Origin of the sequence: Sorangium sp. So ce385, from assembly GCF_051474135.1 — a bacterium.
In the GTDB taxonomy this organism is placed as follows: Bacteria; Myxococcota_A; Polyangia; order Polyangiales; family Polyangiaceae; genus Sorangium; species Sorangium cellulosum_D.
Genome location: NZ_CP150337.1, coordinates 3,376,985 through 3,389,820 on the forward strand (window position 1 = coordinate 3,376,985; position 12,836 = coordinate 3,389,820).

The window sequence follows — 12,836 nt, forward strand, 5'->3', positions numbered from 1 at the left end:
CGCTCGCAGGCGCTGCCGCCCGCGAGCCCGGCCGGCGCTGCGCCATCGTGAGCCCGGCTGCCCCGCGCCCGCACCGCGCTTTCCATCCGCTTCCGCCGTGCGTCCGTCGTCCGTGACAACTTGACAACGGCACCCTCGCCAGCTGCATCTCGCCCTCGGCGCTCCCGGCCGCTTGCGTCCCGCCTGCGGCCGGCGCAACCCTCGGGCCCATGCAGACCCGCGCGCGTCACCCGCCGCTTCCGCGCTCCTCCGGGCCGATCCTGGCCGCCGTGGCCGCGGCGCTCTCCCTCTCCGGGCCGAAGACCGCCCCCGCAGCGCCGCCCGAGGCCGCGCCCTCGCCGCCGAAGGATGCCCCCGCAGCGGCTCCGAAAGCCGCACCGGCCGCAGCCCCGAAGGCCTCCCCCGCGGCGGCCGCCGCGTCACCGGCTGCTCCCGCTGCCTCCCCCCCGCCCAAGCTCGACGTCCCCTTCACCAAGTACGCCCTCAAGAACGGCCTCACCGTGATCCTCCATGAGGATCACGCGCTGCCGATGGTCGCCCTGAACCTCATGGTCAAGGTCGGCTCGCGGTTCGAGGAGCCGGGGCGCACCGGCTTCGCGCACCTGTTCGAGCACCTCATGTTCATGGGCACCCGCCGCGTCCCCACGAAGCAGTTCGACGCGTGGATGGAGGCCGAAGGCGGCTGGAACAACGCGTGGACCAGCGAGGACCGCACCGCCTACCACGAGGTCGCGCCGGCCCACGCGCTGCCGCTCCTGCTCTGGCTCGAGGCCGACCGGTTCGCGTCGCTCGCCGACAGCATGGACACCGCGAAGCTCAACACGCAGCGCGACGTCGTGAGGAACGAGCGCCGACAGACCAGCGAGAACGAGCCCTACGGCAAGGTCGAGCTCCTCCTGCCCTCGCTGATGTACCCGAAAGGGCACCCCTACCATCACCCGGTGATCGGCTCGCACGAGGACCTCCAGGCCGCGACGGTCGACGACGTGACCGCGTTCTTCCGGCGGTGGTACGTGCCGAACAACGTCTCCCTGGTCGTGGCCGGCGACTTCGATCCGCAGAAGGCGCGCGACACCATCGAGCGGTACTTCGGCGGCATCCCGGGGCGGCCGGTCCCCGCGGCGACCGCGCCGCCGCCGGTGAAGCTGAGCGGCGTCGTGCGCCAGACGATCGAGGACAACGTGAACCTCCCCAAGGTGGTCATGGCCTGGCACAGCCCCGCGCGCTTCGCGCCGGGCGACGCCGAGCTCGATCTGCTCGCCACGGCGCTCGAGCAGGGAAAGGCGAGCCGTCTGTACAAGGCCCTCGTCTACGACAAGGCGCTCGCCCAGGAGGTGAGCGCCGTACAGGGCTCCGGCGATCTCGGGTCGACGTTCACCGTCGAGGCGATCGCGCGGCCGGGCGTGCCGCTCGAGAAGCTCGAGGCCGCCATCGACGCCGAGCTCGCCCGCGTGCGCGACGAGCGCGTGAGCCGCGAGGAGCTCGACCGGGCCAAGAACCAGTACGAGACCGCCTTCGTGACGGCGCTCGAGTCGGTCGCCGGCCGGGCCTCGATGCTCAACCGGTACGAGACATGGACGGGCCAGCCCGGGTTCGTGGAGCAGGATCTGAAGCGCTACCGCGACGCGACCGCGGCGTCGCTGCAGGCGGTCGCGAAGAGCACGCTAAACCCGAACGCGCGGGTGATCCTGCGGGTCGTGCCGAAGGGCAGCGACGAGGCGAAGAAGGGCAGCGACGAGACCAAGAAGGCGGTGACGAAATGAGAGCGAGGAACGCAGGCGCGCTGGTCGCGCTGATCGCGCTGGTCGCCGCGGCCGTCGGCTGCGAGCCGAAGGCGCCGGCGCAGTCCCCGGCCCGGGCGGAGGCGCCGCAAAAGGCGCCCCCGGCCGCGGCCCCCCAGCCCGCGGACCCGCTCGGGCCCAAGCCGGAGCTGCCCAAGCCGCAGCCGTTCACGCCGCCCGCGCCCGTGGTGCTCGACGGGCCGAACGGCACCAAGGTGTGGCTCATCGAGCGCCACACGCTGCCGATCGTGGCGGTGTCCGTCGCCGTCGCGTCGGGGTCGGCGGACGATCCGAAGGGCGCCGCGGGCCTCGCCCACATCACGGCCGACATGCTCGACGAGGGCGCGGGGCAGCGCAGCGCGGTGGAGCTGTCCAGCGCGATCAACGATCTCGGCGCGACGCTCTCGGTCGGGGCGCGCACCGACGGGAGCGTCGCGACCCTCTCCGTGCTGAAGAAGAACTTCGACAAGGCGTTCTCGCTGCTCGCCGACGTTGTCGCGCGCCCGCGCTTCGAGGCGAAGGAGTGGAAGCGCGTCAGCGAGCTCTGGCAAAACGACCTCCGCAAGCGCGGCGACGACCCGACGCGGGTCTCGGCGCTGGTCTCGACGGCCGCGCTCTACGGGCCGGGCACGCCGTACGGGCACCCCGTCGAGGGCCTGCTCGCGGACGCCAAGTCGATCGGCCTCCCGGCCGTCAAGGCGTTCTACAAGGCGGCGTGGCGCCCCGATCGCGCGGTGATCTCCGTGGTCGGCGACATCACCCGGGACGAGGTGATGCAGGCGATCGCGCGCGACCTCGGGACCTGGTCCGGCAAGGGCGCAGCGGCCGGCGCCACGCCGGCCGACAAGGGCGCGCCCGCCGCGGCGCCGGCCTGGAAGCCGCCGCGCCTCGTGCTCGTCGACCGCCCGGGGGCGCCGCAGTCGGTGATCGCGGTCGTGCGGGAGGGGGTCGCCGCGAGCGATCCGCGGCGGCCGCTGCTGCAGCTGATCAACACCGCGCTCGGCGGCTCGTTCACGTCGCGCCTGAACCAGAACCTGCGCGAGGATCACGGCTGGTCCTACGGGGCCGCGTCGGCGTTCAGCGAGACGAAGCGGCCGGGCGCTTTCGTCGCGCGGGCGTCCGTGGTCACCGAGGCGACCGGACCCGCGCTGAGGGAGATGCTCTCGGAGCTTGCCAAGATGGCAGACTCCGGGCTGACCCGGGACGAGCTGGCGAAGGTGCAGGCGCAGGACCGGGCGGACCTCGTCTCCGCCTACGAGACGGTGAACCGCACCGCGCTGCGCCTCGGGACGCTGGCGCGGCTCTCGCTGCCGGAGACGTTCGACGGCGCCGCGAGCCAGGCGCGGCAGCAGGCGACGCTCGCCGGCCTCGCGGAGCTGGCGAGGGCGGTGGATCCGAAGGGGGCGACCCTCGTGGTCGTGGGCCCGCGGCAGGAGATCTTGCCGCAGCTCCAGGCGATCGGCCTCGGCGAGCCGGAGGCGTGGGACGTCGAGGGGCAGCCGATCCAGCCGAAGAAGACGCCCTGAGCGGCCCGCGTCCCCGCTGCCCACGCTCCTCCCGCCGCGCGCTGAGTCGTCTCTCGTCCCCGTCTTCTGTCTTCCGTCTTCCGTCTTCCGTGCTCGTCCTTCGTGCGCGTGCGCGTGCGCGATTCCCCGGAGTCAGCGCGCACGCGCACGCAGACGAGCACGGAGACGAGAGACGAACTACGGAAGACGCCCGCATCGAACCCGAGCGAAAGCCGCTCCAGGCGCGAGGTCGGCCCCCGCGCCCTCAGGGCGAGGTCGGCTCGAAATCGATCGGGTTCGTCGGCGCGCCCTCGTGCAGGACGCCGTCGCCGAACCAGTAGACGTAGCGAGGCTCCTGGACGCCGTCGAGGTACGCCTCCAGCCGGACGATGGCGCCCTCGGTCGTGGTGAACGTCATCGCGTCGATGTCCGAGCCGGTCTCGGCGTGGAGGTACGCGATGCCGTCGTCGGCGAGGCGCGTCGCGTCCGTCTTCTCGAGGTCGGTCCCCACGATGTCGAACAGCTCGGACGACGTGTCCACCGAGGCGTAGAGGTCGAAGCTGCAGACGACCTTGGAGCTGTTGGTGTCGCAGGTCGTCCAGAGCCGCCACGTCCCGCCGGCCGCGTACTCGACGAAGATGCCGACCCCCTCGCCCGGCTCGCTGCTCAGGGCGGCGTCCGTGTCGATGGCGACGAGCATCGGCTCGTCCGTGGGCGGCGGAGGCTCGTTGTTGTCGTCGTCCTCCCAGCCGTCCCCATCGTCGTGCTGGTGGCCCCCGTGATGGCCGTCCTCGTCGACGATGATGCAGCCGGACGAAGCGAGGGGCGCGGCGACGAGAAGGAACGACCACAGCCCCAGTGAACGAAGCTTCACGAAGTCAGCGGAAAACGTCATCGCATCTGCTCCTGCCCGTGGACGTCGCAAGACGTGGACCATCGCTATCTCGACCGCGGACGAGCCGGTGGCGCCGGCGCCGCCCTCCCCGGAGCCGGGCCCGACGGGAGGTGGATCCGGGGGCGCGGGGCCGGCGGTGCGCTGGGGAGGGCGCGCGGCCTCGCGACCGGCGCGCTCAGCTGAGGCGCCGGCGCCGGCGCCGACCGCTGCGGGAGGGCGCGCGGGGCGGACGGCGTGGCGTCGCCGCGCGGCGCGGGCGGCGCGGTGACGGCGCGCGGCGCGGGCGGCGCGGTGAAGACGCGCGGCGAGGGGGCGACGCGCGGCGTCGGGGCGGGCGCGTGCGACGGGGGCGCGACGGTCGCCCTCGAGGCGCGGTGCGGCGCGCCCTCGCCGGCGCGGGGCAGGGGACCCGCGCCGGAGAAGCCTCGCCCCGGAACGCCGGGCCTGGCGACGGAGGCCGGCGCGTCGCCGTCGTGCGACCTCGGGGTGCGCAGCGACGGCGCCGCCCGCCGGCCGCCCGCCGGCGCCGGGGGCGCCGAGAAGCGGCGCGACGACGGGGGCGCGAGGCGCGCGCTCGGCGTCGTGCTCTTGCGCGCATAGGCGAGGGCGCGGGGATCCGCCTTGCCGCGCACCTTCGGCGCAGCCGACGAGGGGACACGGGCCTCGGCGAGCGAGGGCGATGCGGGGCGGTAGCTGCCAGGGCGGATGCCGTGGGACGGGCCGGCGTGCCCCGCCCCCCGCCTGCCGTCCGGGCGGACGTCGTCGCGCCCGGTCCTGCTCACGGTCGGCCGCGCCGGCCTGTAGGGGTGCGAATGCGCGGCGATGCGCCGGACGACCTCGCGATCCCGGACGACGTGCCGGTGCACGTGGTGGTGGAACACGTAGGTCGTCGGGCAGAAGACGTACGCCGCCGGGGGCACCGTCCACAGCGACACCGCGACGCCGCTGCTCCAATAGTAGGTGGGCGGCATCGGGGCCCAGCCGATGTAGCCGTCGTCGCCGACGCGCCAGACCACCCACGCCGGGGCGTAGGCGCGCCCCGGGATCCAGGCCCAGCCGTGGACGGGGAGCCAGACCCAGCGGCCGTAGTGGAAGGGGATGTGGCCCCACTCATAATCGCTGACCCACAGCCACTCGCCGTCGTCGGTCAGCTCCCAGCGGCCCGCGGTCTGGTAGGGCGCGAAGCCCGGGCCGACCACGACCGCGGAAGGCACCCAGACCCGGCCGTAGCTCGGGTCGTCGATCCAGGCGCCGTACGGGGCGAGCGGCTCCTGGAACTCGATCAGGGCGCTCGGGTCGGTGTCCTCGTACCCGTCCACCGCGATCTCGGCGCTCACGCCGACCTCGGCCTGGACCGGCTGGGTCTCGGCGGGCCGTGAAGCCGCGGTCTCACCGGCGGCGAAAGGCTCGTCGGTCGTGTAGCCCTGCGGCAGGCCCTGGGCGGCGGCGCTGGATGGCGCGGCGACGAGCGCGGCGAGCAGCGGCAGCGCGCCCGCGAGCCGGCGGAACCGGGCCCTGGTGATGCCCGACGCCGCAGGCGCAGGGCGCTTCGGGGGAGCGGACGGGGGGAGAGGCATCGGGTGCATGATGGGTCCTTCTCGAGGGGGATGCCAGGAAGAGGTCGGGCTGGCCTCGGGCGTCCTCGGGTCTCTTCAGACGTCCTCGCGCGCCGGATCAGTCACCGCGCGTTCACCGCGCTTTGCAAGCTCCGTTCCGGAGCTCGCCCGGCGCTCGGGGCGCCGCTCCGCCGGGCCACGCGTCGCGTCGCGGCGCGCGCCGTCGACCGTCGAGCCCGCGTCGCGCGCGTCGCGCGCGTCGCGGCGCGCGCCGTCGCGCATCGCGGCCCATGCCTCAATCGAGGTCGCTGTCGTCGAGCGCCGGCGCGTCCTCGTCCGACGGCGGCGGCGCTCGCGAGGGCAGCGGCGGCGGCGCTCGCGAGGGCAGCTGCGGCGGCTTCGGCAGGAGCGACAGCCGCGCGTGCGCGTCGGCCAGCTTGCGATCGGCCTCGCGCAGGCGCCGGTTCAGCACCCGGATCACGGCGTCGGCGATCTCGGCCGTCTCCCGCACCGCCTCGTGGAAGTCCTCCGCGGAGACCCGGAGCAGCTCCGCGTCCTCGGTGACCACGGCGGTCGAGCCCCGCGGCTCGCTGTCGAACAGCGACATCTCGCCGAAGACGTCGTTCGCGCCGAGCCGCGCGACCTCGCGGCCGTCCAGGGTGAGGCTCACCTCGCCCGAGATGATCGAGTAGAGCGCGCCGCCCGGCTCGCCCTGGCGGAAGATGACGTCGCCCCGCGCCAGCGAGACCACGAGCGAGCCGCGCGCCAGCGCCACGAGATCGTCGCCGGCCACGCGCGAGAACAACGGGACACGCTGGAGGAACAGGACCTTCTCGATGGTGGTGTACATCTCGTCCTCGGGCTCGATGCCGGTGCCGCCGGTGACCGCCCAGTATCGCGCGTAACGCGCCACCGCGGGATCCTCGTCGGCCCGCAGCGCGGCGAGGCGCTCGGAGGCGCCGGGCGGCGCCGTGACCGCGACGGCGATGGCGGCGGCCTCGCGGACGAGCGGGTCGGGATCCCAGGTCGCGGCGAGCGCGTCCGCGGCCGCGCCGGCGATGGCGCGCCGCGCGACGGCGTCGAGCGCGAGCGCTGCGCTGTAGGGCTCGCCGCGCGTGAGCTCGCGGCGGATCCAGGCGACGGCGCTCGCCTCGGGCGGCATCGGCCTGCGGGGGAACTCGGCCGAGAGCGCGAGCAGGCGCTCGACGAGGGAGACGAGCCGCTCGCGCAGCGGCCGGTCGAGGAGCGACTCCAGCACCTCGAACGCGTTGGCCCGCAGCGCCGGATCGGGGCCGAAGACGTGGGTGCGCACCAGGGCGACGACCTCGCGGGGGTAGGCGAGCTCGCACAGCCGGAGCACGCGGATGATCCCCTTCCGCAGCCGGCGGAGCAGGTGCTGATCGAGCAGCGGGCCCGCGACGCGGGGGCGCACCGCGATGTACGCCTCGCGCGTGCGGACGTGCTCGACCGTCTCGTCGTCGATGCAGGCGCGGATGCGCCGGAGGGGGGCCGGCGGCGCGCGCAGCGCGAGGCGCAGGCGCGAGGCCGACGCGAGCACCTTCTGGCGGAGGGCCTCGTTCGGGTGGTCGATCTGGGCGAGCAGCGCGTCGAGGGCGCCGTGGCTGGAGAGCCGCGCGAGCACCCGCGGGATCGCGAGCCGCGCGGCGCGCGGGGTGCTGTCGTCGTCGAGGCGCGCCGCGAGCTCCGGGATGGCGGCGTCGCCGAGCGCCTCGATGGCCCGGGCCGCGGCCGACGCGAGGGCGCGCTCGGCGAGGGCGTCCGCGAGCAGGGGGAGCAGGCGCGGATCGGCGACGCTCGACGAGGAGCGCACGGCCTCGCGGCGCACCGCGGGGTCGGGGTCGCCGATGAGCCGCGCGAGCGCGCGCTGGAGCGACGCGTGGCCGACCATGCCGAGGATGCGGGCGGCGGCGACGCGGTCGCGGGGGGAGGGGCTCTCGAGCAGCGCGCGCAGCCGCGGCGCGCCGTCGAGCATGCCGTCGAGGCCGCAGTAGCGCAGGAGCGCGGCGATCGCGGCGGCCCGGAGCTCGTCGTCGCCGGGCGCGCCGGCGGAGGCGGCGCGGGGCGCGTCGCTCTCCCGCGCGAGCGCGAGCAGCTCGTCGTGGGCGTCCTCCCGCAGCAGCGCCGCGAGGGCGTCGACCGCGGCGACGCGGACCGCGGTGTTCCGGTCGCGGACCGCCGCGCGCGCGATCTCGGCGCCCTCTTCGTGCTCGAGCTCCGCCGCGAGGCGCACCGCGAGCGCGCGCACCCTGGCCGAGCCGTGGCGCGCGAGCGCGGGCACCGCTTCGCGCACGAGGGCGGGGTCGAGCTGGCGGAGCTGATCGACGGCGAAGAGCACCTGCGTCATGGCGCGGCTGTAGAGCGCCTCCTTGAGGATCGCGCGCGTCTGCGGGCCGTAGGCGACGCTGTCCGGCTCGATCTGGCGGCGCATCAAGGTCCGGCGCATGGCGTCGAAGTAGCCGCGCCGCACGAGCGGGATGAGGGCGATGGTGGCGACGCAGAGCGGGAGGCAGTAGAGGCCGAGGCGCGCGGCCTCCTCGACGAGCGCGGGGCCGGTCTCGGCGTCGGGCGCGAGGGCGAGCAGGAGCAGCGCGCCGAGGCCGTAGCCGAGGGGCTTGGCGATCGCGGAGACGAGCGTCCGCACCCGCTCCCGCAGCGCCGGCGGGAACGGGAAGAAGAGCAGCTGCATCGTCGCGTCGTGGATCGTGAACTGGAGCGCGTTGTCGCTCAGCTTCATGATGGAGGCGAAGGCGAGCGAAGGGATCGCGACCAGCGCGGCGGTGCTGGCGGTGAACGCGGCCGGCATGGCGAGCAGCCCGCCGAGCACGCCGTGGCGGCGGAGGACCGTCGGCGTCGCGCCGAGCTGCACGAGCAGGCCGATCACGCCGACGGCGCCGTAGAGGTACGCCATGAACCGGGCGAGATCGTCGCGGTCGGGGTAGGCGGTGAGGGCGATCGCCTTGAACTGGTAGTCGCCGACCGTGAGCACGGCGAAGAGGAGGAGCGTCAGGAGCGCGATGGTGAGGGCGTAGCGCGATCGCCACACTTCCATGCGGGGGAGGCGGGCCTGGATGCGCTCCTCGTCGCCGGACGGGGGCCGCTCCAGCGGGTGCCGCCGCGCGAGCGCCGTGGTGAGCGAGGCCATGGCGAGCAGGGCGGCGATGAGCACGAACAGCAGGTTCTCGGTGCCGATCCACGTCACGACGAGGCCGGTCCCGAAGCCGCAGGCGACGGTGCCGACGACGCGGCCGCTGCCGATCAGGCCGAAGAGGCGCTTGGCGCTGCGCGCGTCGTGCAGGTCCTGGGCGACGGCCCAGACGAGGACGGCGGTGAAGTTCGCGATGATCTCGGACCAGATGTAGAAGACGAGGATCGCGGCGCGCACCTCCTGGCCGATGAGCACGCGCAGGAGCGCGAACGTGATCGCGCCGAACAGGGCGAAGGCGACGCACAGGCGGGCGCGCGGCAGGCGGCGGGCGACGCGGTCGTAGGCGAGCGCCGCGACCGCGGAGGCGGCGCCGTACACGATCCACATCGGCGCGATCCAGGTGACGGGGAACCTGGTGAGGAAGAGCGCGTCGCGCGCCGAGCGGCCGACCACGAAGATGAGGGCGGCGAGGAAGAGCAGGCAGAAGAGCAGCGCGGTCCGGTGCAGCTCGACGCGGGTGAGGGTGACGCCGAGGACGGCGGTGTCGGTGCTCGGCGGCGCGCCGCTCGGCGGCAGCCGGCTGGGCCGGTTCGAGGTCGGGCGCACGGATGGGGCGGACCCGGGCGCAGGAGCGCCGTCCGGGCGCGCGCTCGGCTGCCCGGAGCGCAACGGCTCCGGAGCGGCCGCGCGCTCCTTCGCGCTCGGCTGCGCGGGAGCGGCGTCGGTCGGGTCCACCCACCTCAGGCTAGCCGAGCTCTCTCCAAGAGCGCGTGTTTCAGGCCACGCGGCGCGTCCGACAGCGGGCGCGGCGCGCCGGCCCGCCGGCCCGCTCGCCCCCGCGCGCCCCCGCGCGCCCCCGCGCGCCGCGGCGCCGCTGCCAACTTGTCAGGAACGGACCGCGAGCGTGGCCAGCTCGTCATTTCGCGCGTCGCCGACGTGGGCACCGAGGCGCCCTGCGGCGGGGGCGGCCGAGGGGGCCGCCGGTGCTTTCGAGCGCGGCGGACGCGGCTTCGGGCGGGGCTCCGACTCGGGCAGAGGCGCCGTTTCCCTGCTGCGCGGAGGGCTGTGCGAGGCATTTGCGGCGTGGTACGAGCTGTGCTGAAAGGACCCGCCCATGGACACGACAAGGACTCTCGTGCGGCCCCGGCCTAGAGGGCGGCGGCACCTCGCCCGGCTGTGCGCGGCGGCGCTCGCGGCGGCGGCGCTCGCCGGAGGCGCGCGCCGGGCCGAGGCGACGGTGACCATCAGCACCGACGTGGATCGCACCGGGGACAGGCGCCAGGACGCGCAGAACCCGCTCTGGATCAGCCGCGAGGACTGCCTGACGGACAACGATCTGCGCTTCACGGTCACGCTGAGCGACTTCTCGACAAGTCAGACGCTCGAGGTCTGGGTCAGCGAGTCGCAGGACTGCACCTTGTACTCGAACCGCGACACGGGCACGCGATGCCGGCGGATCCAGACCGTGTCCCCCCTGGACGACACGATGGAGATCGAGCTGTCATCCAAGGAGATCGCGGCGGCCCTCGGCGCCGAGGAGTGCGAGGGCACGCGGTCCAGCACCGGCGCGGTGTCGGTCACCATGTACTTCATGCGGCTCGAGTCCCTGGACGAGGACGGACCGGATCACGCGAAGTGGGAGAGCACCAAGCTGGATCTCCAGGGCCCGAAGCCGCCGACGGAGGTCGAGGCGCACCCCGGCGATGGTCGTCTCCTCGTCGACTTCAAGCAGAACGAGGACGAGGACGTGGAGGGGTACTATCTCTACTGCGACGGAGGGGGGCAGTCCTCGCCCGGCGCGGGCGGGGCGGGGGCCGGCGGAGGCGACGGCGGCGCGGGGGAGGCCGGCGGCGGGAACGGGGGTGGAACGACAGGAGACGGCAGCTCCGGATGCGGGGCGTCGCGCCTGGTCCCCGGGGAGGTCCCGGAGACCGCGTTGCGGTGCGGCAAGGTGGGGAAGGCCAACCGTGGCGAGGCGGCGAAGTTCGATGACGGCGCGGCGATCGCCAACGGTACGTCGTACGTCGTCGGCGTCGCGGCCTATGACCTCGTGGGCAACGCCGGCCCGCTGTCGGAGCTGTCCTGCGCGACGCCGATCGAGGTCGACGGGTTCTTCGAGAAGTACCGGGAAGCCGGCGGGCAGGCCGGCGGGGGGTTCTGCAGCGTCGGGGGGCCGGTCGGGGCCGGCCGGTGGGTGTCGGCGCCGCTCGGCGTGGTCGTGGCTGGCGCGGCGCTCGGTCTGTGGCGCAGGAGCCGTCGCCGTCGCGCGCGTTCCATCACGCAGGAGAGCCAATGAACCGTCATCTCCGTCACTTTGCTGCGTCGTGCCTCGCCGGCAGCGCGGCGCTCCTCGTCGTCTCCGCGGCCGGCGCGCAGACGAGCCGGAGCGACTGGCGGCAGCGCGATCGGGCGAGGATCCTGCGCGAGGAGCGCTATGCCTCGCCGCAGAGCTTCGCGTTCGAGCTCCGCTTCGCCCCGTACTCTCCGGAGGTCGACGAGGAGCTCCCCGGCGCGGGCCCCTACGAGGGGACCTTCGGCGACGGCGCGCAGTTCTATTTCGGCATGGAGCTCGACTGGCTGCCGCTCCGGATCCCGTACGTCGGCGCGATCGGCCCGGGGCTCGGCTGGGGGTACACGTCGACGTCGGCAAAGGCGTTCGAGGCGGGCAGCGACACGAGGGCCGAGGCGGAGGAGACCTCGCTCACCATCATGCCGATGCACGTGTCCGCCGTCCTTCGCGGCGATGAGCTGATGCGCAGGACCGGCATTCCGATCGTGCCCTACGCGAAGGCGGGCCTCGGCATGGGGCTCTGGTTCACGTCGTCCGGCCCTGGGACGGCGGAGGTCGATGGGGTCCGGGGCGAGGGCATCACCTGGGGCACGCACCTCGCGCTCGGCGCGATGCTCGCGCTCAACTGGATGGATCGCCGCGCGTCGTCGCAGCTCGATGAGACGACGGGCATCAACCACACCTACTTTTTCGGCGAGTGGATGTACGCGAACCTCGACGGGCTCGGCTCGAGCCCGCAGATGCACGTCGGCACCTCGACGTGGGTCCTGGGGCTGGCCCTCGACATGTGAGACGCCGCGCCCGGCGCTTCCGCGGGGGAGCGCGGCGCCGGGCGTTCGCGTGAAGGGAGCGCGGCGGTGGGCGTTCGCGTGAAGGGAGTGCGTGCGGCCGAGCGCCCGGGGGCGGGCGCGCGGCGGTGGGCGCTCGCTCAGGGCGCGCCGTCGTCGAGCGGCGTGGCGCCGTCGTCCTCCTCGATCACCGTCGTTCCCCGGGGCCGGGTCGTGGCCGGGCGGCGCGGGGGGCTGTCGCTCTCGAGGGCCTTGACGGTCTCCGGAGAAGGAGGCCCGAAGATGGGCATCACGAGCTCGCGCGCGGTGCCCTCGCGCTCGTAGGCGATCTTGAGCTCGCTCGCGCTGGCCAGGGCGCGATAGGCCGCGAACAGGTCGTCCGGGCGCTCGAGCGTCGCGCCGTTCACCTGGGTCACGACGTCGCCGGGCTTGAGCTCGATAGAGCTCCAGTCCGCGGGCAGCGCGAGGATCTTCCAGCCGATGAACGCGCCGGCCCGGATGACCTCCTCGACCGGGACGCGCCGCAGGATCCAGGGCGGGCCTTGCAGCAGCACCCGGTCGACGTCGGCGCGGGCGAGCTGCCCGGCGGGCGCCGCCTGCTTGGCCGGGGCTGCGCTCGCCGCCTGCTTGGCCGGGGCCGCGGCCGGAGCGGCCGCCTGCTGCCCGCCGCACCCCGCGAAGACGGACAAGGAGAGACATGCGCCGAGCATGAGCCTTCCGCGCGTCGACATCGGCGGGACTATGCGCGGGAGACCCGAGGGGGCCAAGTAAGCTGCAGGCGCGACGGGGACGATGAAAGCGGGCGGCGGAGCAGGCGAGCGCTTTGGTAGAGGGCTCGTCGGGATCGCGACAGGG

At 74.5% G+C, this 12,836-nt stretch carries 9 protein-coding genes; 4 read left to right on the forward strand and 5 right to left on the reverse strand.

Features of this window, described 5'->3' with window-relative positions; translation table 11 throughout:
• Positions 1 to 209: 209 nt before the first annotated feature.
• Both WME83_RS12645 and WME83_RS12650 read left to right on the forward strand, forming a co-directional pair.
• On the forward strand, positions 210 to 1,763 hold the full coding sequence (locus WME83_RS12645) for a M16 family metallopeptidase (RefSeq protein ID WP_437319532.1): 1,554 nt from the start codon (positions 210 to 212) through the stop codon (positions 1,761 to 1,763).
• Positions 1,760 to 3,307, forward strand: coding sequence for a M16 family metallopeptidase (locus WME83_RS12650; protein ID WP_437319533.1), 1,548 nt, complete (start codon positions 1,760 to 1,762; stop codon positions 3,305 to 3,307). The genes WME83_RS12645 and WME83_RS12650 overlap by 4 nt, the downstream gene beginning before the upstream one ends.
• 244 nt (positions 3,308 to 3,551) lie before the next feature.
• Here WME83_RS12650 and WME83_RS12655 read toward each other — a convergent pair whose 3' ends face one another.
• The 4 genes from WME83_RS12655 to WME83_RS12670 all read right to left on the reverse strand — a co-directional run bounded on the left by WME83_RS12655 (position 3,552) and on the right by WME83_RS12670 (position 9,638).
• Positions 3,552 to 4,181 carry a hypothetical protein gene (locus tag WME83_RS12655; RefSeq protein WP_437319534.1) on the reverse strand — a complete coding sequence of 210 codons (630 nt, stop codon included), beginning with the start codon at positions 4,179 to 4,181 and terminating at the stop codon, positions 3,552 to 3,554.
• 44 nt (positions 4,182 to 4,225) lie between these two features.
• Complete coding sequence (locus WME83_RS12660; RefSeq protein ID WP_437319535.1) at positions 4,226 to 5,767, reverse strand: DUF6600 domain-containing protein; 1,542 nt, start codon at positions 5,765 to 5,767, stop codon at positions 4,226 to 4,228.
• Positions 5,768 to 5,833: 66 nt separating this feature from the next.
• A complete protein-coding gene (locus tag WME83_RS12665; protein WP_437319536.1) occupies positions 5,834 to 6,019 on the reverse strand; it encodes a hypothetical protein in 186 nt (61 codons plus the stop codon).
• A gap of 13 nt (positions 6,020 to 6,032) precedes the next feature.
• On the reverse strand, positions 6,033 to 9,638 hold the full coding sequence (locus WME83_RS12670) for a HEAT repeat domain-containing protein (RefSeq protein ID WP_437319537.1): 3,606 nt from the start codon (positions 9,636 to 9,638) through the stop codon (positions 6,033 to 6,035).
• A gap of 379 nt (positions 9,639 to 10,017) precedes the next feature.
• On the opposite strand from WME83_RS12670, the gene WME83_RS12675 reads away from it, so the two are divergent.
• Both WME83_RS12675 and WME83_RS12680 read left to right on the forward strand, forming a co-directional pair.
• On the forward strand, positions 10,018 to 11,199 hold the full coding sequence (locus WME83_RS12675) for a hypothetical protein (protein ID WP_437319538.1): 1,182 nt from the start codon (positions 10,018 to 10,020) through the stop codon (positions 11,197 to 11,199).
• Positions 11,196 to 11,984, forward strand: coding sequence for an MXAN_2562 family outer membrane beta-barrel protein (locus WME83_RS12680; RefSeq protein WP_437319539.1), 789 nt, complete (start codon positions 11,196 to 11,198; stop codon positions 11,982 to 11,984). Before WME83_RS12675 ends, WME83_RS12680 begins: the two co-directional genes overlap by 4 nt.
• Before the next feature lie 137 nt (positions 11,985 to 12,121).
• Here WME83_RS12680 and WME83_RS12685 read toward each other — a convergent pair whose 3' ends face one another.
• On the reverse strand, positions 12,122 to 12,691 hold the full coding sequence (locus WME83_RS12685) for a serine protease (RefSeq protein ID WP_437319540.1): 570 nt from the start codon (positions 12,689 to 12,691) through the stop codon (positions 12,122 to 12,124).
• Positions 12,692 to 12,836 lie beyond the last annotated feature (145 nt).

What these genes read in the sequence shown, in the direction of transcription:
- WME83_RS12665 (WP_437319536.1), bottom strand. Translation starts at nt 6,019, where the DNA reads ATGCGCGACGGCGCGCGCCGCGACGCGCGCGACGCGCGCGACGCGGGC.
- WME83_RS12680 (WP_437319539.1), top strand. Translation starts at nt 11,196, where the DNA reads ATGAACCGTCATCTCCGTCACTTTGCTGCGTCGTGCCTCGCCGGCAGC.
- WME83_RS12675 (WP_437319538.1), top strand. Translation starts at nt 10,018, where the DNA reads ATGGACACGACAAGGACTCTCGTGCGGCCCCGGCCTAGAGGGCGGCGG.
- WME83_RS12645 (WP_437319532.1), top strand. Translation starts at nt 210, where the DNA reads ATGCAGACCCGCGCGCGTCACCCGCCGCTTCCGCGCTCCTCCGGGCCG.
- WME83_RS12685 (WP_437319540.1), bottom strand. Translation starts at nt 12,691, where the DNA reads ATGCTCGGCGCATGTCTCTCCTTGTCCGTCTTCGCGGGGTGCGGCGGG.
- WME83_RS12655 (WP_437319534.1), bottom strand. Translation starts at nt 4,181, where the DNA reads ATGACGTTTTCCGCTGACTTCGTGAAGCTTCGTTCACTGGGGCTGTGG.
- WME83_RS12650 (WP_437319533.1), top strand. Translation starts at nt 1,760, where the DNA reads ATGAGAGCGAGGAACGCAGGCGCGCTGGTCGCGCTGATCGCGCTGGTC.
- WME83_RS12660 (WP_437319535.1), bottom strand. Translation starts at nt 5,767, where the DNA reads ATGCACCCGATGCCTCTCCCCCCGTCCGCTCCCCCGAAGCGCCCTGCG.